Source organism: Eubacterium sp. AF34-35BH (genome assembly GCF_003477765.1).
Lineage (GTDB): Bacteria > Bacillota > Clostridia > Lachnospirales > Lachnospiraceae > Eubacterium_G.
The window spans coordinates 171,794-192,193 of sequence record NZ_QUDZ01000006.1; the positions used below are offsets into that span (position 1 = coordinate 171,794).

A 20,400-nucleotide genomic window follows, 5' to 3' on the forward strand; every position below is an offset into this window, starting at 1 on the left:
TAATTGCTATAGGAAATAAATATAGAAACTTGATATTTAGGGGGCGGGCATAGCCCGCCCCCTCTTATTAGAAATAAGGAGGAGATTGCTGTGAAAGAAAAAAAGAAAAAACATAACAGTGGAACATCTGTAAATTCTAAACTTCTTCGCAGACCTATTCAAAGATGCTTTCTTCTATTCTTAGCACCTACTTTTGGAGCTTTTTGTATTGGATTTATTTATCCATTTTTAAGAGGAATTTATTTATCTTTTTGTGAATTTGTTACAATCGGAGATGCTTCTTTTGTAGGTTTTAGAAATTACATGGATGCATTTAGCGATGCGTCATTTATACATGCATTTTGGTATACAGCATTGTATGCAATAGTATCACTATTTTTGATAAATATACTGGCATTTGCAATAGCATATTTATTAACGTTAGGTATAAAAGGTGCAAACTTATTTAGAACAGCATTTTTCATGCCAAACTTAATTGGTGGTATTGTTCTTGGATATATTTGGAGTATGATTTTCAATGGTATATTAGGAAAAATGAACACTTCAATATTAATGGAAACAAGATATGGTTTTTGGGGCTTAATCATATTAATGTGCTGGCAGCAGGTTGGATATATGATGATTATCTATATTGCAGGGTTACAGGCAGTTCCCGGAGAATTAATTGAAGCAGCAAAAATCGATGGAGCAAGCAAATGGCAGACATTAACAAGAGTAACAATTCCAAATATTATGCCATCTATTACAATTTGTTTGTTCTTAACAATAACTAATGGATTTAAACTTTTCGACCAAAACTTAGCATTAACAAATGGTCAGCCATTTGAACAGTTAAAGGATGGTTCAGTTATAAAGACAACAGAAATGTTGGCACTTAATATTTACAACACATTTTATGGACAGTCACTTACAGGTAAGGGAGTGGCACAGGCGAAAGCCGTTATATTCTTTATTTTAGTTGCAGGAATATCAATTATTCAGCTTAAGGCAACTAGATCAAAGGAGGTGCAGCAATAATGAACAATAAAGAAACAAATAGAAATTTAAAAGATACAAAATTAGTTGCTGCCACAAAGAAGAAAAAATTAAAAGAGAACAATGAAATTCCATTGAAACATGGAAAGCTTTTAACAATAATATTATCAATTGTAACATTAATTTATGTCAGTCCGATATTTGTTGTTTTAATGAACTCTTTTAAAGCAAATACCTTTGTTAAAACAGATACATTTGCATGGCCTATAGGAAAAGCTTTAGTAGGTTGGGCTAATTACATCAAAGGTTTTACATTTGGAAATTATCCGTTTTTTAAATCAGTATTATACAGTTTTGTAATTACAGTTTTATCAACGGCTTTAATATTAGTTTGTACATCAATGGCAGCATGGTATATTGCCAGAGTTGATAGTATAGTTTGTAAGATTGTTTACTATCTGTTTGTATTCTCAATGGTAGTGCCATTCCAGATGGTAATGTTCACATTGTCAAATACAGCAGATTCATTGGGACTTAACACACCTTGGACAATCCCGGTTATATATTTGGGATTTGGAGCCGGTATGGCGGTGTTTATGTTTACGGGATTCATCAAAGGTTTGCCACTTGAAATCGAGGAGGCAGCAGCAATTGATGGTTGCGGACCTATCAGAACATTTTTCATCGTTATTGTACCAATGTTAAAACCAACATTAATTTCAGTAGGTATTCTTGAGATTATGTGGATATGGAACGATTATCTTCTTCCATATTTAGTTCTTGACTTGGATCGATACAGAACTATTCCAATTCATATTCAATACTTACAGGGAAGTTACGGTTCAGTAGATTTAGGTGCGATAATGGCACTTATTATATTAAGTATTATACCTGTTATATTATTCTATCTCACATGTCAGAAGCATATTATAAAAGGTGTAGCTGCAGGAGCAGTAAAGGGTTAAAGATTATTTAAGGAGGAACTATGAGGGCTAGTGGAATTTTATTACCAATTTCAAGTTTGCCTGGAAAGTATGGTATAGGAAGCTTTTCAAAAGAAGCATATGAATTTGTGGATTTTCTAAAAGAAGCCGACCAGAAATACTGGCAGATATTGCCTATAGGACCTACAAGCTACGGAGATTCACCTTATCAGTCTTTTTCAACATACGCAGGAAATCCTTATTTTATTAGTTTAGAAGACTTAATAGAGCAGGGACTTCTAACAGAAAAAGAATGTGATAAAGTGGATTTCGGTAGCAAAACAGATAAAGTAGATTATGAGAAATTGTATAATGGCAGATTTGAACTTTTAAAAACTGCTTATGAAAAAAGTGATATAAGCGAACGTGAAGAGTTTAAAAGATTTAAAGCTGAAAACGCTTATTGGTTAAAAGATTATGCAATGTTCATGGCTATTAAGGAAAGGTTTAATGGGCAGAGTTTTGACCATTGGGCGGAGGACATAAAACTCAGATGGGAATATTCCATGGAATATTACGAAAGTGAATTAGCTGATGAAATTACTTTTTATGAGTTTATTCAATATGAGTTTTACAGACAATGGTACAAACTGAAAAAATATGCAAACGATAATGGAATAAAAATTATTGGTGATATTCCAATATACGTTGCATATGATAGTGCTGATGTGTGGGCACATCCTGAATTATTCCAAATAGATGATGAGAGAAATCCAATTGCAGTTGCAGGATGTCCACCGGATGGATTTTCAGCAACAGGACAGCTTTGGGGAAATCCATTATACAAATGGGATTATCACAAATACACTAATTATGACTGGTGGATAAAGAGAATAGAGAGAAGTGTGAAATTATATGATGTTGTAAGAATTGATCACTTTAGAGGTTTTGATGAATACTATTCAATACCGGCAAAGGACAAAGATGCTATAGGCGGGCATTGGGAAAAAGGCCCGGGTATAGATTTGTTCAATGGAATTAAATATTGTTTGGGAGATATTAATATTATTGCTGAGGATTTAGGTTATATAACTGACACAGTAAGACAGTTAGTTAAAGACTCAGGTTTCCCTAATATGAAGGTATTAGAATTCGCTTTTGATAGTAGGGACTCATCAGGACCAAGAGATTATTTGCCATATAATTATGATAAGAATTGTGTAGTTTATACAGGCACCCACGATAATGAAACATTAAAGGGTTGGCTTGATGACATTGAACCTGAAGAAGTACAAATGATAGAAGAATACATAGGAAGAAAAGTTGAAACAAAAACACAGTTAGTGGATGAGATTATAAGAATGGCTCAGGCTTCAACTGCAAATACTTGCATAATTCCTATGCAGGACTATTTACATTTAGACAATAAGTCGAGGATGAATACACCATCTACATTAGGAGACAATTGGAGATGGCGTTTGAAATCTACACAATTAACAAAAAGGTTAAACAACAAAATTAAAAAGTTGACTGTTCTTTATGGCAGAGCATAACAGAATACAGATAATAATTTCTTAAAAGAGCTGCGAAGGGACAACTTTCGCAGCTTTTTGCATAAAGTACAGCTATGTGGTAAAATGCTAAATTGTGGAAGAAATGAAACTTATTAATTTATGCTAAATGAAAGGGGAAAGACATGGCAAATCTTACTATCAAAGACATAGCAAGAATATGTGGGGTTGGAATTAGCACTGTTTCCCGAGCAATTAATGATGACCCGGGAATTAATCAAAATACAAGAAAAAGAATACTAAAAGTAATTAAAGAATATAATTATGTTCCAAATAACAGTGCGAGAAATCTAAAAATGACAGAGTCAAATACAATAGCATTGTTAATAAAAGGAATTGACAATCAGTTCTTTCAAGGAATGCTTAAGATATTTGAAGAAGAATTGAAGAAGTTAGAATATACATTTTTAATTCATGCGCTTGGAGAAGACCAGGATGATGTAAGTGTAGCTATACAGCTTGCTAAAGAAAAAAGATTAAAAGGCCTTATTTTTCTTGGGGGCCAGATGGATTCTCTAGACAACAGACTGGAAGAAATCGGTGTACCTTATGTTTTGTGTACAGTTGCAGTTAATATGATGGCACCAAAAAGAAATTGTTCATCTGTATCAATTGATGACGAAAAGGAAAGCTATAGAGCAGTTGATTATTTATGTAAAAAAGGCCATAAGAAAATCGCAATGATTTCAGGCAGAAGCAATGATCAGGCGGTTGGTGGTCTTCGTTTAAGAGGCTATAAGAGAGCTTTGAAAGACAACGGCATTGAAATAAAAGATGAGTTAATAAGATATATGAAGGATGATATACCGGAATATTCAGTAGCAAATGGTTATGAAGTAACTAAAGAATTGCTTAAATCTAATGTAGACTTCACAGCGCTATATGCAATTTCAGATTTAACAGCTTTTGGGGCGTACAAGGCAATTATGGAAGAAGGTAAAACAATTCCCGGGGATTATTCGGTTTTAGGATTTGACGGCCTTGATATGTCAAGATATTTTCAACCATCATTGTCAACAATGAAACAGCCTTGTGAACAAATGGTTAAGTCGTCAATAAAACTTTTAATGGATGCTATAAATGGAAACGATGAAAAGAAACAACTGATTTTTGAAGCTGAATTATTAGAGAAAGAATCAGTAAAAGAATTGTAAGGAGAAATATTTGTGTTTGGAATTGACAGCAAACTATATGAGTTTTTATCAAAAATAGCAGATTTAATAATAGTAAACCTGCTATTTATTATATGTTCGTTACCTATTGTTACTATAGGAGCGTCAACAACGGCTCTTTATGGAGTAACAAAAAAAATGGCAAGTAACAGTGAAGGCTACATATTTAGGTCATACTTTAAACTGTTCAAGGAAAATTTCAAACAATCAACAATAATGTGGATTATTTTATTGGTGCTTTCATTAATCCCAACAGCCGATTTATATATAATCAATTATATGCCAAAAGGTCTGCTACCTACAGTATTAAGAGGGTTTATGTTAGCAGCAGCTTTAGCAATACTTTTCGTATTCCTTTATGCCATGGCATTACAAAGCACTTTTGAAAACACAGTGAAAAATACATTGAAAAATGCCTTCTTAATGGGAATAGGTCATTTTCCATGGACTTTGTTAATTGTGACCATTACATTACTCCCTATTATTCTACTGGTAACATTAGGAAGCGCAGCATCCTCTGTTATATATGTAATGTCATTTGTCGGATTTTCGGTACTTGCATATTTGAATTCTTTTATATTTAACAGAATATTTAAGAAATATATGTAAAGAATAAAATGTTGTTAAAGTTGAAGGTATATGTCCTGAATTTCAGATACATATCTTCAAAGTTAACAACATTTTTGATATTTGATAACCAAATACGTTTATGAAAAAATATAACTCTTTTAAAATAATAAATTACAAAATACTATAAATTACTGTACTGAATTATCTTGTATGTTTTCTCCAGGTTAAAGGATCACTACCACTTGCCGGTTTAGTAATATCCATTGAGTCATCTGTAGAAGCATAGCTTTGTCCCATAAATCCATCTGCAGAAACAGAATTATTATTAATTAAGTCTTCAACGGAAACAGTACCTTCTTTTGCAATTTCTTCAGCTGTTTTGGCATCTGTAATCTGGGTATCCTGATTAACTGATAAAGTATCAAGTGATGTTTTAAGCAATAAAGAAGCCTCATCTTCTGTAATTCCCATTGCATCAGCAAGTTCAGAAATTTCAGGCACACGACCAAGCTCTTTGCTAAGCTTGCTTGTTGTGTTGTCAAGCTGATTTAACTTGTCAGCAAGATGCTGTCCGATTCGATCAGAATTAATCTGACTGTTAATTACGTTGCGGATACCCTGTTCAATGCGTTTATCAATATAATTATTAAAATCACCACATTCCTTAGTGTATTCAGAAACGGCAACCATAAGTTCTAAGTTACCTTCCTGAATTAAGTCACCAAAAGTAACTCCCTTTCCACAATATTTTTTTGCAATATCTGCAACCTTCTTTAGTTTAGACTCTACAAGTGGAGTAGATGCAGATGCATCTCCGGCTATTAGTTTATTTACAAGCGCAGCCTGTTCTACATCTGATACAGTTTGAAGAGCGTCCATATCATCCATATACATTTTTATAAAATCAGTCTCTTCCTGTGACTGCCCATTTTCATCTTTTGCTATGTTTTCTGAGATGGCATTCATTCCATGACTGTCGTCAAAAATATTGTCGTCACTAGGAGTAAAGCCTTTAATTTCTATTTTATTAATTGATAGATAGTCGTATATAAGTTTGTACTGACTGTCATCGTCAATAAGACCATTAAAGAAAGATTTAACATCCTCCATAGTAATTAAATTATCGTGAGCTGTAGCATAAGAAACTAATTTTGCTAAAGCTTCATTAAACATTGTTTTTTTATCCATGTTTTTTATAACCTCGTCTTTAAAATATTACATCATACTTATGTAAATGATACATAAAAGCCTTGCAAAAATCAAGGATAATGGGTAACATTTAAGGTGTATGCCTTGAAGGCAAAAAAGGAGTAAATATGAAAGAATTAATTAATAAAATAAGAAAAAGCAGAATCTTTTCCCTTATATGTATTTTACTGTTTATAAGTATATGTTTTGGGATAGGGGCAGCGGCAGCATATATTAACCATGAATCAGATCCAACAGATGTGGCATCTAATTATTTTAGAGCTTTCGTTGCCATGGATTATAACAAAATGTACAGTTACATAGACAAAGAAGATGCGTATGTGGAAAAAACATTATACACTAAGAAAATGGAAAATTTGAGAAAACAATATACCATTGATTCTTATGATATAAATAAGCCTGAAACAAAAGATGGGCAGAAGTCAGTAACAATTAAATGCAAAAACGAAGAAACAGGAAAAACAAAAGATTTCGTAGTAAAAATAACATCCAAAAGAAAAGGTTTAAATATTGTACCTGACTTTTATGTAAACATAGATGATATTTTAACCAACAATTTTCAGGTTACTTTACCGGCAGGTAATGAATTACAGTTAAATGGCATTACAATTACAAACAGCAATGCAAAAGTTTCAAAAAATTCAAGTGGCCAGGAAGTATATCTTTTTAATAAAACTTTAAAAGGAAACTACAAAGCTGTAGCTACAAATGCAAGTTACGCTATGGTAAAAACTTTGAATGTAAGTAAAGACGATACAAAACTTGATTTGTCAAAGATTCAACCTGTAGCTAATGATAATTACACTAAGATAATTAACAAAAATTGTGATAGTCTTGTAGACCAGTTCTACAAAGCTGTTAGAACAAAAGACAGTAAAAGAAAAGAACTGTTGAAGTTATTTAGCACAAAGAAAACAAAAAATAAAGTCTCATCACTTGTTGACCAATCAATGGAAATCACATATCCATCTGATGACAGAAATGTATCAAAGCTAAAAGTAATTGATATGAAAATTAATAAAAAGGACAGCAGGATTGTTTATAATAAGAAAAACAAAGAGTACACTTTAACTTACAAATATTCTTACAGCTATGTATCATCAACAGATACATCCCTTACAAGCAGTTACATATACAGCATATCAGGTAAATGTGACAGCCAATTAACTGTTGTTTACACAGCTGATAAAAATCAGGTAAAAATAAAGAATATTAAGTTAAAAAATAAGGATAAAAAGAGTCAATAAGATTTAATAAAAATAATCAATTTTTAGGGAGAAAAATATGGCAAAGGAAACTTGGAAACCGGGCAATATGTTATACCCACTGCCTGCTGTTTTGGTAACAGTGGCTGACAATAGTGGCAACGAAAATATATTTACAGTAGCATGGACAGGAACTATATGTACTGATCCGGCAATGGTTTATATTTCAGTAAGACCATCAAGATATTCTTACGATATGATTAAGAAATCAGGCCAGTTTGTAATTAATCTTACAACAGAAAAACTGGCTAAGGCTACAGATTATTGTGGCGTGAAATCAGGTCGTGATGAAAACAAATTTGAAAAAATGAATTTGCAGACTGAAAAGGCTGAGTATGTTAAGGCACCACTTTTAACAGACAGCCCTGTAAATATTGAATGTGAAGTGACAGAAATTAAGCATTTAGGAACTCATGATATGTTTATTGCAAAAGTTCTTTGCGTTCATGCAGGCAAAGAGTATATGGATGAAAAAGGCAAGTTTGATTTGGCAAAAGCAAAGCCTATAGTTTATTCTCATGGTCAATATTACAGCACAGGCAAGAAACTTGGTAAATTTGGATTTGCAGTTAGAAAAACTCAAAAACCAAAAAGAAAGAAAAATAAGTAGACAGCAAATAAGTGGACAGAAAAGAAATAGACAACAAGGAAATATAGACAGTTTAATGAAAAATTATTAATAGGAGAATAGTGTTGAAGCATGATAAGATAATTTTTCATATAGATGTAAATTCAGCGTATTTAAGTTGGACAGCAGTTAAGATGTTAAAGAACGGTTATCCAAAAGACATCCGAAATATTCCCTGTATTATAGGTGGAGATAAGAAGAACCGTCATGGAATTGTTCTTGCAAAATCAATTTCTGCAAAAAAATACGGTATAGTTACAGGAGAACCTGTAGTAAATGCTTTGAAAAAATGCCCCGGTTTGGAAATTGTTCCACCGGAGCATGATTATTATTCTGAACAAAGTCATAAGTTAATGGAACTTTTGAAATCATTTACACCGGATATAGAGCAGGTAAGCGTTGATGAGTGCTATATGGATTATACAGGAATAAGAAACAAATTTTCTAACGAAATAGAAGCTGCATATACAATAAAAAACAAAGTAAAAGAACAATTTGGCTTTACTGTAAATGTAGGAATTTCAGATGTAAAAGTTTTGGCAAAAATGGCATCAGATTTTGAAAAGCCGGATAAGGTACACACTCTTTACAAAGAAGAAATCCAAGAGAAAATGTGGAAGCTTCCTGTGGAAGACTTATTTATGGCAGGAAAATCCAGCGTGAATGTGTTACATAAACTAGGAATTTTTACAATTGGTCAGTTGGCAAAAAGCCCTGTTACCATATTAGATGCTCATTTAAAAAGTCATGGCAGGGTACTGTGGGAATATGCTAACGGAATTGACGAAAGCGTAGTAAATACCAAAAGGGAAGATTTAAAAGGCGTAGGAAATTCCACAACCCTTCCAAAGGATTTAGACAATATTGTTGAAATAAACAGAATTCTTCTAAGACTTTCAGAAAAAGTTTCAGGAAGGTTACGAGAGGGAAAACAAAAGGCAAAAACAGTTGCTGTTGAAATTAAATATAATGACTTTACAAAATGTTCAAAACAAATTACAGTAGATATTGCTACTGACTCCGGAACAGAAATATATAACATTTCAAAAAATCTCTTTAAAGGTTTGTGGAGTGGCAGACCGGTTAGGCTTTTAGGTGTGAGAACAGCTAATTTAATAGAAGAAGACGAGCCGGAACAACTGACTTTTATGGATATTGATTCATGGAACAAAGAAGAAAACAATATATCCAGAGAGAAAATGAAAAAATTGGACAAGGCATTAGATTTAATTAATGCAAAGTATGGAAGCGGTGCTGTTAAAAGGGCAAGCCTGCTTAATGAAAATAGGACAAAAAATAAATAGTATACTTAATGGAAAGGGACACAATTATGAATAAAGAAAACATCGTATTAATAGGAATGCCTGGAGTTGGAAAAAGTACAATAGGAGTAGTGCTTGCAAAGGTTTTAGGTTACAAATTCATGGATTCAGATTTAGTTATTCAAGAACAGACAGACCGTTTGTTAAAGGATATTATTGCAGAAGAGGGAATTGATGAATTCATCAATATAGAAAACAAGGTTAATGCTTCAATTAACACAGAAAAATCAATTATTGCAACAGGCGGCAGTGTGGTTTATGGAAAAGAAGCAATGGAGCATTTGTCAGAAATAGGAACAGTTATTTATTTAAAACTTGATCTTGATTCACTTTCAAAAAGACTAGGAAGCTTGGAAAAAAGAGGGGTAGTTCTAAAGGACGGACAAACATTAGAAGATTTATTTAATGAAAGAACACCGTTATATGAAAAATATGCGGATATAATAATAAATGAGCATGGACATACAATACAGCAGACAGTAAAACTAATTGAAGCAAAATTGGGGGTATAGAAATTAACAGATTTAAACTTTTTAACAGGCAGATGAAAATATTGTTTCTGCCGATTTTATGTGTTTTACTTATGATAGGAATCATTATTTTTGAACAAACTACAATGGAAATATATGCATACGGTTACGTTATTAATAGAAACACAAGAGAAAAAGATTTAAATGAAAAAAAGATTAACCCGAAAATTTATAAAAAGAAAATAAAAAACAAGTCCAACAAAACATCAAAAAAGAATTTAAAAGATAGCACAAATGACAAATTAAAGAAATCATCTGTGCTATTTTTTATAAAACCGGTTAAGGGTGGAATTACATCTTCGTATTTCGGAGACGTTGTTGACAGAAATGCCTGCCACAAAGGACACGACTGGGCAGTTCCCGTTGGAACAAAGGTGTATGGCGCAGAGGCTGGCATTGTAGAACTTGCATATTATAGTGAAAGCTATGGTTATAACGTGTTAATAAAGCATAAAGATAATATGGAAACCAGGTATGCACACATGAGTTCTTTGTGTGTCAAAAAAGGTGACATTGTAAACAAAGGAGAGTTAATAGGCTTTTCAGGAAATACAGGTGACAGCACAGGACCACATTTACATTTTGAAGTAATCAAAGAAGGAGTGAAGGTCAATCCTTTGAAATATGTAGAGTAAAACAAAAATGAAACATAGCGCATAGTTTAAACTTAATTTAAGCATGCTGTATAGGTAACATAATTTGCAAAAAAACATATATATAACAATATATATTATTTAATAGTGAAAAATTTATAATAATTGGAAGAATTTGCCTTGAAATTGTGTTACTTATACAGTTTACAAAGTTGCACTTTATGTTATAATAGATGAAAGTGCGTAAAAATATATTTGTATTAGTGCGCGCAAAAATAAAAAACGATAATTAACATTTTTTAGATATAGATTTTACATATAACCAGAGGTGCATAAATGGAAAAGTATGTTATTAAAGGCGGAGTTGCCTTAAAAGGTGAAGTAGAAATTAGTGGTGCAAAGAATGCAGCATTGGCCCTTATTGCTGCAGCAATTATGGCGGATGAGAACGTAACAATAGAAAACTTACCTGATGTAAGTGATATTAATCAATTAATAGATGCAATAGAAACAATAGGAGCTACTATTAACAGAGTAGACAGACATACAGTTATTATTAACGGAGCAACAATTACTTCTCACATTGTTGAAGAGGAACAAATGAGAAAAATTAGAGCTTCATATTATTTGCTTGGAGCTTTACTTGGTAAGTTCCACAAGGCAGAAGTGGCTCTACCGGGTGGCTGTGTAATTGGAGCACGTCCAATTGACCAGCATTTAAAAGGTTTTAGAGCTTTAGGCGCCGAAGTAATTCAGGACCATGGAATGCTTAATGCATTTTCAGAACAGCTTAAAGGAAATCACATTTTCTTTGATGTGTCATCAGTTGGAGCTACTATTAACGTAATGTTAGCAGCAGTAAGAGCAGAAGGTAGAACTGTTATTGAAAATGCTGCAAAAGAACCACATGTAGTAGACGTTGCCAATATGCTTAACAGCATGGGAGCTGATATTAGAGGTGCAGGAACTGATAAGATTAGAATTACAGGTGTTCCAAAATTACATGGAACAGTTTATTCAACTATTCCTGATCAGATTGAAGCAGGTACATTTATGTGTGCAGCAGCAGCTACAGGGGGAGAAGTTCTTGTAAAAAATGTAATTCCAAGACATTTGGAATGTATTACATCAAAGCTTATAGAAATGGGTTGTTCAGTAGAAGAATATGATGATGCCGTTAAGGTAAAAGCAGGTGAATTCATTAGATGTGCAAATATTAAGACATTACCATATCCGGGCTTTCCAACAGATATGCAGCCACAGATGGCGGCAGTCTTATCAATGGCAAACGGTGTAAGTACAGTTACAGAAAGTATTTTCGAAAACAGATTTAAATATATGTCAGAACTTGGAAGAATGGGTGCTGTAAACAAGGTTGAAGGAAATACAGCAATTATAACAGGGGTAGGCAGTTTAGAAGGAGCCAGTGTGGCAGCACCTGATTTAAGAGCAGGAGCAGCATTGGTTATTGCAGGATTAGCTGCAGAAGGATTTACAACAGTAACAGATATTGTATATATCAAGAGAGGCTATGAGAAATTTGATCAGAAATTAGCAGGACTTGGTGCAATTATTACTGAAGTGGACACGGATAAAGAAGAACAGAAATTTAAATTAAAAGTAGGATGATATATTAAAAAAAATCAATAAAACTGATTAAATTTGTCACTACACAAAGAAAATGGCTTATGTTAATATATGTTCATCCTAAGAATTATAAAAGCAGTGAAGAGGAGTAGTAATTGTAGAGTGACCTTTAGAGAAGCATTGGTTGGTGCAAAATGCCAGGCACGAAACAACGAACTCGCCTTAGAGTTTCCCGCTGAAAACGTCAAGTAGGTTGGGACGGTTTTCTCCGTTATAGGAATCGGATGCATTATCATCTTGAGAGCATGTAACACATGAAACAGAGTGGTACCGCGTATGTAAAGCTTACGTCTCTGTGCTGAAAAAGCACAGGGACGTTTTTATGCATTAGGAAATTGTTTAGGAAGTTCTAATACATAAAAAACGTTCCGCTAGGGATGCACATTTCCGCGAAAGGAAAATAGTTGCTGGAGCAACCGCGCTCAGTGCATAGAATGTCGCAAGCGACATTCTATCTTATTCCGTTTATTTAAATAGGTTTTACTTGAAAAAAAGTACCATAAAGTATAGGAGATATATTGGTTTTTAGATATAAAGAAAGAAGAGGTTTTACTATGAATTGCAAAAAGTATACAAGACAGTATTTTATGCCACCGGAAGTCACATATGACTGGGTAAAAAAAGAGTACATTGATAAGGCTCCAATTTGGTGTAGCGTAGATTTAAGAGATGGAAACCAGGCTTTAATTGAGCCAATGAGCTTAGATGAAAAATTAGAGTTTTTCCAGTTACTTGTAGACATTGGATTCAAAGAAATAGAAGTAGGTTTTCCTGCAGCATCAGAAACAGAATACAATTTTATGAGAGCTCTTATTGAAAGAGATATGATTCCTGATGATGTAACTGTTCAGGTTTTAACACAGGCAAGAGAACATATTATTAAGAAAACATTTGAAGCTGTAAAGGGAGCAAAACATGCAGTAATTCATCTCTACAATTCAACATCTGTTGCACAGCGTGAGCAGGTATTTAAGAAGAGTAAAGAAGAAATCAAAAAGATTGCTGTTGACGGAGCTGTACTTTTAAAACAATTAGCAGACGAAGTAGATGGAAACTTTTCATTTGAATATAGTCCTGAAAGTTTCTCAGGCACAGAAATAGATTATGCATTAGATGTATGTAATGCAGTTCTTGATGTATGGGAACCAAAGGAAGACAACAAAGTTATCATCAACCTTCCGGCAACAGTTGAAAATGCAATGCCACATGTTTTTGCAACACAGATTGAATATATACACAAGAATTTAAAATACAGAAATGCAGTTACAATTTCAGTTCATCCACATAACGACAGAGGATGTGGCGTAGCTACAGCAGAGCTTTCAATATTAGCAGGAGCTGACCGTATTGAAGGTACATTATTTGGAAACGGTGAAAGAACGGGTAATGTTGACATTATTACATTAGCAATGAATATGTTATCACATGGTGTAGATCCAAAGCTCGAATTTGGTAACATGCCTGAAATCGTAAAATTATATGAACGAGTAACAAGAATGAATGTTAGTCCACGTCAGCCTTATGCAGGTGATTTAGTATTTACAGCTTTCTCAGGTTCACATCAGGATGCTATTTCAAAAGGAATGGCTTGTAAGGCAAAGGATCCTGAAGGAAAGTGGAATGTACCATATCTTCCAATTGATCCTGTTGATGTGGGAAGAACATATGATTCTGATGTTATTAGAATTAATAGCCAGTCAGGTAAGGGTGGCGTAAGCTATATTTTAAAACAGAACTTCGGATTATCCATACCTGAAAAAATGAGAGAAGAAATCGGATATAGTGTAAAACATGTATCAGATGAAGAACATAAGGAATTATCACCTGAATGGGTATACCAAATATTTGAAGATAAATATATTAATGAAAGCAGTGTATTTACAGTTCCAGAAGCACATTTTAAACAGACAAACGGAATCGTTGCAGAAGTTACTATTGCACAGAATGATACAGTTCGTATCGTAAAAAGCACAGGTAATGGACGTTTAGACGCTGTAAGTAATGCTTTTAAACAATACTTCAATATTAGCTATGAACTTGCTGTATATGAAGAACATTCATTAGCAAGAGGTTCATCATCAAAGGCTGTTTCATATGTAGGAATTAATTATCATGGAACAATGTATTGGGGTGTTGGAATTGATGAAGATATTATTAAGTCATCGATTCATGCATTAACTGTAGCAGTTAACCATTTAGTAAAGGCAACAGGTGATACAGCACTTCAAGATGAAAGATTAACAGAAATCATTAATTATATTAATACAAATTATTTAACAGTAACACTTGATGAATTAGCAGACCAGTTCCATTTATCAAAACCATATTTATCAAAGTACATAAAAGATAAATCAGGAAAAACATTTGGAGAATTGGTTAAGGCGGTAAGAATGAAAAAAGCCAGAACTTTATTGAAAGGCGGTAATATGACAGTTGAAGCAATTGCTGAAAATGTCGGCTACCAAAATGTAGAACATTTTAACCGCTTATTCAAAAAGAAATACGGAATGACACCGGTACAGTTTAGAAATAGTAAAAATTAATATAGGATGTGTATTGCAATAAAAAAGGTGGAACCTTTAGGGTGACACCTTTTTTTATTGCAAAAAATAACCATTTTATATTTATTTTAAACTTGAAAAGTACACAAATAGTATGTATAATATAAAAGCAACCTTACAGTTTATGTGAATTAATATAAACTATAAGGGATAATTAACTGCTAAGGAGGAAAAGAAAGTATGAATTTTAACAGACAACACAAGGATAGAATATTCTGCATGATTTTTGGGTATGAAAAGTATAAGGGCAATTTATTGGATTTGTATAATGCATTAAATGAAACAAATTATACAAACTTAGACGATTTAGAAATTACCACAATGGAAAACGCAGTGTATATGAGTATGAAAAATGATGTGTCCTGTATCATTGCCAACAACATGGCTTTGTTTGAACAGCAGAGCACATGGAATCCTAACATGCCACTACGTGGATTTATGTATTTCAGTGATTTGTTCAACAAATATGTATCAAAATATCACTTTAGACTTTATGATGATAAGTTCATAAAAATTCCAACGCCGCAATATTATGTGTTATATAATGGTTCCAGGAAAGTCCCTGACAAACAAATCTTGAAACTTTCTGACGCATTTGTCGCACCGCCTAAAGATGGGATATTCGAATGGACTGCCACTGTCTTAAACATCAATCCGGGTTATAACGAAAAACTTCTATCTGCTTGTAAACCTTTAAAGGAATATGCTATATTAATAGAAACAATAAAAGAGTACAGGCAGAAATATGATGATAAAAATGTTGCTATCGAAAAAGCTATTGAAGAGTGTATTAATTGTAATGTTTTAAAAGATTTTCTGCTGGAAAGGAAGGCTGAAGCTATGCATACACTTTTAACGGAATATGATGAAGAAGAGGCAATGGAATATTTTAAACAGCGTGCGTATGAGGATGGTATTGTGAAAGGCGAATTGCAGCTTATTGTTTCTAATATTTGTAAAAAAATGATTAAAAATAAATCTATAGAACAGATTGCTGATGAGTTGGAAGAAGATGTTTCTAAGATTCAAAAAATTTATGACATAGCAAAGGAGTTTGCACCTGATTATAATGTTGAAAAAATAATGGCTAAATTGGGATAGTGAGCACATAAATACTATGATGTCAAAATTTACTACTTGACATATGGCAACTATAATAGTAGTATAGCCATTGCAAATAAATATTTTCTCTTATTCAGAGTAGTGGAGGTACAAGGACCTAAGAAGCTACGGCAACCCCGACATTAGTCAGGAAGGTGCCAACCTGAGCAAACAGAAGTTTGATCAATAAGAGGATTTGATACCTTGATTTCAAGTCCACTGATTGTCAGTGGGCTTTTCTTTTTAATAAAATATAAAAAGGTATACTATAATAATAAATTCTCAAAAGAAGAAAATAAATATTTGTAGGATACTATAGTTAAAGCAGAAATGCACAGTAGAAAGTAAAGGAGACGTAAATGGAAAAAAGATTATTTACATCAGAGTCAGTAACAGAAGGTCATCCTGATAAAATCTGTGACCAGATTTCAGATGCCATTTTAGATGAATTAATGAAACAGGATCCCATGAGCCGTGTTGCCTGTGAAACAAGCATCACAACAGGACTTGTTTTGGTAATGGGTGAAATTACAACAAAGGGATATGTAGATATCCAGAAAATTGTAAGAGAGACAATTAGAGAAATCGGATATGACAGAGCAAAATATGGATTTGATTGTGACACATGTGGAGTTATAACAGCTTTAGATGAACAGTCAACAGATATTGCAATGGGTGTAGACAAAGCGTTAGAAGCAAAAGAAAATAAAATGTCTGACGAAGAGTTAGATGCAATTGGTGCCGGAGATCAGGGTATGATGTTTGGTTATGCAACAAACGAAACAGAAGAATTTATGCCATACCCTATAGCTTTAGCACATAAGTTGGCACTTAAGTTAACAGAAGTAAGAAAGAATGGTACTTTAGATTATTTAAGACCTGATGGAAAAACACAGGTTACAGTAGAATATGATGAAGATGGAAAACCTGTAAGACTTGATGCAGTTGTATTATCAACTCAGCATGATGCTGAAGTTTCACAGGAACAGATTCATAAGGATATTAAGAAATATGTATTTGATCCTGTATTACCAAAAGATATGGTAGATGAAAATACAAAGTTCTTCATTAACCCAACAGGACGTTTCGTAATTGGGGGACCAAATGGAGACAGTGGTTTAACAGGAAGAAAGATTATTGTTGATACTTACGGTGGATATGCAAGACATGGCGGTGGTGCTTTCTCAGGAAAGGATTGTACAAAGGTTGACCGTTCTGCAGCGTATGCAGCAAGATATGTTGCAAAAAATATTGTAGCATCAGGACTTGCAGATAAATGTGAAATCCAGTTATCTTATGCAATTGGTGTGGCACATCCAACATCAATCATGGTAGACACATTTGGAACAGGAAAGTTAAGTAACGAGAAGTTTGTAGAAATTATTCGTGAGAACTTTGACTTAAGACCAGCAGGCATTATCAAGATGCTAGACCTTAGAAGACCTATTTACAAGCAGACAGCAGCTTATGGTCATTTTGGAAGAAATGATATTGATGTACCATGGGAGAAAACAGACAAGGTTGATGTTTTAGCAAAATATGCAAAATAATTAGAAAATAATCTGTTGTAAAATATGTAGTAACAAAAGGGAAAAATGGAACTTATGTAGGTTTCATTTTTCCCTAAATTTTTACTGGAAAATATTGATTTGCATGGAAAATATAGAACATAATTTTATCTGTTTAGTAATTTCAATAAATTAGGAATCTGTGTTTCGAAATTTACTGCGTAATCAACTGCATTAGGATCCTTATAAGTGTCTTCTATACACAGGTAAGTGAAATCAGCTGCAATTTTTAAAGCGTCAAAAACACTATAGTCATTCATTAAGGCACCGGTAAAAGTGCTTGCAAAAACGTCCCCTGTTCCATGAGATTTAATAGGAACCTCCTTAGTTCCATACATAAAAAAGTCTTTATTACTGCTGTCGTATCCAATGAAACCAAGTTCGCCCTTTGGAAGTGTGACACCTGTAATTACAGCATATTTGGAACCAAGTTTAATTAACTCCAAAAGCAGTTCCTTAATAGTTACCAAAGAAGCATTTTCTCCAACATATTTTCTGTTGAGCATAAAGCATGCCTCTGAAATATTAGGTAAAATAATATCTGCCTTTGAACAAAGCTGTGACATTGTAATTGCAAAGTCAGTTGTAAAACCAGTGTACATTTTTCCGTTGTCTGCCATTGCCGGATCAACAATAATATAATTATCATTATTCCCAAAAGCAGAAAAAAAGTCAGAAACTATATTTACCTGTTCTTCACTTCCAAGATATCCGGTATATATGGCATCAAAATTAAAACCTTCTTTTAACCAGTGATTTTTTATTCCTTCCATATCATCGGTCAAATCTCTAAAGGTAAAATTGTTAAATTTGGTATGAGTAGATAAAACTGCTGTGGGAACAATGCTTGTTTCAATTCCCATTGCAGAAATAATAGGAAGGGCAACAGTTAGTGAACATTTTCCTAAACAGGAAATATCCTGAATACTTAAAACTCTTTTCATATAAAACTCCTAATTATTATTTGTAAATTAGTTTCTCAAAGTAAAGTCGTTACTAATTACAATGCTTTCATAAAATAAAAATACCCGGATTTTATATTGGAAAGTATAATCCATATGGTATTACTGCTAATATAATAACACAAAAAACAGTGATTGGTAGGTTTTAATTCTAACCACATAATGTACGACAGTTTTCCTTTTTCAATTTGGTAAAGGATAATGAGACAAACGCTACTTGACAGAGAGAATCCGTTTTTGTTAGTTTTGCATTCAACTTGCATTCAACTAATAAAAAGTTAATGCAATAAAATACTAAAGAATCTCGTTATACATATATAACAACATTTCAAGATGGATAAATAGGAGGAGCAAAATGAAAAAGAAAATTTTAAGAGTATGCTTAATGCTGGTTATTCTTTGTGGAGGGATTCTTTTAACTAATGGAAGTGTTCAGGCAAAAACACAGAATTATTACACAAAAGGAAAAACGTTAGTAGTAACAGGTCAGTTAAGGAATGGTACACATATAAAAAATGCGAAAAAGATTAAAAAGATTGTAGTGAAAGACAATATAAAAATTTTACCTACAAAACCTTTTAAGGGTTGTATAAATGTAAAAACTTTGGAAGTTCCGGGAAAATTGATATTTGTAGATGATTTTTTGGGGGAAGTATATGATAATGATAATTATGAGAACTTTCCGATAACTGTAAAAACAGTTAAATTTACAACACAGTTGTCAGATAAACCAATGTATAAGTTTTATTTAACACATAAGTTCATTGTAAGCAAAAAGGACAAAAAATACAGAAGTTACAAAGGAAGCATTTATACAAAAAACGGGAAAAAATTTGTGGCAATGCCAAGCGAATGCAAAATATTGAAAATTCGAAAAGGGTGTAAAATAGTTAATGTTGTTGGATTTTCGTATGAATCTTATAATGAAGAAAGTTGTAGTGATGATCCGGATTATTATATATTGACTTGTTGTAAGAAACTAAAAAAAGTTATTATTCCATCAACTGTAAAAAGTTATTATACAAGTGACAGCAATTTTAAAGATTATATGCGAGAGGCAATTAATGATGTTGCTTATAGGGCAAAATATGTAATAAAAAATAAAAATATATCATGCGAGGGCATGGAAGCTTTGTATGAAGTATTGGAAGATAGAATTTTTAAGATTTTTAAAAAGCAAATAAAAAAACAGGGAGATTTTTATATTTATAATAACAATATTTTAGTTGGATATGATGGATGTCAGCTGGTTGTAACTATTCCAAAAGGAATAAAGTATGCTATGAAAAATTCTCTTAGTGTAATGAAAGAATCTTCTTATAGCATAATTAGAGCTGTTAAATTACCAAAAGGTTTTAAAGATAAAAAATCAAAAATATGGAGAGGACATTCTTACTATTCAGAATGGTATAATCAGGATAAAATTGTATTAAGTAATTATTATCATTATGTTCCGTCTTCGCATGGTGTGGGGTATAAATATAATACTTTTTATACATTTGAATATTGTAAACATTATTATGGTAAGACAATACAAATTATATCTGACATAGATGGAATTATTATATTTTCAACAGATGTTCCTGTAAGGGTAACTGATAAAAATAACAATATTGTGGAAAGAGATTTAGATGGAAGTTATACGGTGTATGTAAATAAAGGAGATGCAATAAATGTACAGCTTCCCGATAAAGTTAAAGATGACGAATTCATTTGCTTAAAAGATTTTAATGGAATAGAGAACTAAAGGAGACGGAATTAATATAGTTTAATATAAATATAATGGAACATAGTGAAACCTCC

At 32.8% G+C, this 20,400-nt stretch carries 17 protein-coding genes, 1 riboswitch and 1 other annotated feature; of the genes, 15 read left to right on the top strand and 2 right to left on the bottom strand.

All coding sequences use genetic code 11. From position 1 onward, the window contains the following. The first annotated feature begins 90 nt into the window (after window positions 1-90). From DWZ69_RS08545 to DWZ69_RS08565, 5 genes are all read left to right on the top strand, one after another. Window positions 91-1,017 carry a sugar ABC transporter permease gene (locus DWZ69_RS08545; protein ID WP_117999779.1) on the top strand — a complete coding sequence of 309 codons (927 nt, stop codon included), beginning with the start codon at window positions 91-93 and terminating at the stop codon, window positions 1,015-1,017. Continuing rightward, window positions 1,017-1,940, top strand: coding sequence for a carbohydrate ABC transporter permease (locus DWZ69_RS08550; RefSeq protein ID WP_243002597.1), 924 nt, complete (start codon window positions 1,017-1,019; stop codon window positions 1,938-1,940). The genes DWZ69_RS08545 and DWZ69_RS08550 overlap by 1 nt, the downstream gene beginning before the upstream one ends. A 20-nt stretch (window positions 1,941-1,960) precedes the next feature. Beyond that, the gene (malQ, locus tag DWZ69_RS08555; RefSeq protein WP_117999780.1) at window positions 1,961-3,451 is read left to right on the top strand and encodes a 4-alpha-glucanotransferase; all 1,491 of its coding nucleotides are present in this window, start codon (window positions 1,961-1,963) and stop codon (window positions 3,449-3,451) included. Window positions 3,452-3,594: 143 nt separating this feature from the next. After that, window positions 3,595-4,623, top strand: a complete 1,029-nt coding sequence (locus DWZ69_RS08560) for a LacI family DNA-binding transcriptional regulator (protein WP_117999781.1) — start codon at window positions 3,595-3,597, stop codon at window positions 4,621-4,623. 12 nt (window positions 4,624-4,635) lie between these two features. Further along, entirely contained in the window at window positions 4,636-5,250 is a 615-nt protein-coding gene (locus DWZ69_RS08565) for a DUF624 domain-containing protein (protein ID WP_022164838.1), read from the top strand. A 162-nt stretch (window positions 5,251-5,412) separates the two neighbouring features. Here the strand turns inward: DWZ69_RS08565 and DWZ69_RS08570 are convergent, their stop codons facing one another. Next, complete coding sequence (locus tag DWZ69_RS08570) at window positions 5,413-6,399, bottom strand: sigma-70 family RNA polymerase sigma factor (RefSeq protein WP_022164837.1); 987 nt, start codon at window positions 6,397-6,399, stop codon at window positions 5,413-5,415. 128 nt (window positions 6,400-6,527) lie between these two features. Between DWZ69_RS08570 and DWZ69_RS08575 the strand changes: the two genes are divergently transcribed. From DWZ69_RS08575 to metK, 9 genes are all read left to right on the top strand, one after another. Further along, a complete protein-coding gene (locus DWZ69_RS08575; RefSeq protein WP_118436739.1) occupies window positions 6,528-7,667 on the top strand; it encodes a hypothetical protein in 1,140 nt (379 codons plus the stop codon). Window positions 7,668-7,704: 37 nt separating this feature from the next. Next, window positions 7,705-8,295: a flavin reductase family protein gene (locus DWZ69_RS08580; RefSeq protein ID WP_118436741.1), complete on the top strand. Its 591-nt coding sequence runs from the start codon at window positions 7,705-7,707 to the stop codon at window positions 8,293-8,295. Window positions 8,296-8,378: 83 nt separating this feature from the next. Further along, complete coding sequence (locus DWZ69_RS08585; RefSeq protein WP_278286614.1) at window positions 8,379-9,617, top strand: DNA polymerase IV; 1,239 nt, start codon at window positions 8,379-8,381, stop codon at window positions 9,615-9,617. A 26-nt stretch (window positions 9,618-9,643) separates the two neighbouring features. After that, the gene (locus tag DWZ69_RS08590; RefSeq protein WP_117999836.1) at window positions 9,644-10,147 is read left to right on the top strand and encodes a shikimate kinase; all 504 of its coding nucleotides are present in this window, start codon (window positions 9,644-9,646) and stop codon (window positions 10,145-10,147) included. Window positions 10,148-10,218: 71 nt separating this feature from the next. After that, window positions 10,219-10,800, top strand: a complete 582-nt coding sequence (locus DWZ69_RS08595; RefSeq protein ID WP_158573374.1) for a M23 family metallopeptidase — start codon at window positions 10,219-10,221, stop codon at window positions 10,798-10,800. Window positions 10,801-11,094: 294 nt separating this feature from the next. Then, window positions 11,095-12,387 carry a UDP-N-acetylglucosamine 1-carboxyvinyltransferase gene (locus tag DWZ69_RS08600; protein ID WP_117999786.1) on the top strand — a complete coding sequence of 431 codons (1,293 nt, stop codon included), beginning with the start codon at window positions 11,095-11,097 and terminating at the stop codon, window positions 12,385-12,387. 87 nt (window positions 12,388-12,474) lie between these two features. After that, window positions 12,475-12,703, top strand: a binding site (T-box leader). 256 nt (window positions 12,704-12,959) lie between these two features. After that, on the top strand, window positions 12,960-14,948 hold the full coding sequence (locus tag DWZ69_RS08605; RefSeq protein WP_117999787.1) for a 2-isopropylmalate synthase: 1,989 nt from the start codon (window positions 12,960-12,962) through the stop codon (window positions 14,946-14,948). A 198-nt stretch (window positions 14,949-15,146) separates the two neighbouring features. After that, window positions 15,147-16,067 (top strand): hypothetical protein, encoded by a 921-nt coding sequence (locus tag DWZ69_RS08610; RefSeq protein WP_118436745.1) that lies wholly within the window; start codon window positions 15,147-15,149, stop codon window positions 16,065-16,067. A gap of 87 nt (window positions 16,068-16,154) precedes the next feature. Beyond that, window positions 16,155-16,260: riboswitch (SAM riboswitch) on the top strand. Window positions 16,261-16,426: 166 nt separating this feature from the next. After that, a complete protein-coding gene (gene metK / locus DWZ69_RS08615; RefSeq protein WP_118436747.1) occupies window positions 16,427-17,617 on the top strand; it encodes a methionine adenosyltransferase in 1,191 nt (396 codons plus the stop codon). A 125-nt stretch (window positions 17,618-17,742) separates the two neighbouring features. Here the strand turns inward: metK and DWZ69_RS08620 are convergent, their stop codons facing one another. Then, entirely contained in the window at window positions 17,743-18,579 is an 837-nt protein-coding gene (locus DWZ69_RS08620) for a pyridoxamine kinase (protein WP_118436748.1), read from the bottom strand. A gap of 373 nt (window positions 18,580-18,952) precedes the next feature. Between DWZ69_RS08620 and DWZ69_RS08625 the strand changes: the two genes are divergently transcribed. Further along, the gene (locus DWZ69_RS08625; protein ID WP_118436750.1) at window positions 18,953-20,344 is read left to right on the top strand and encodes a hypothetical protein; all 1,392 of its coding nucleotides are present in this window, start codon (window positions 18,953-18,955) and stop codon (window positions 20,342-20,344) included. Window positions 20,345-20,400 lie beyond the last annotated feature (56 nt).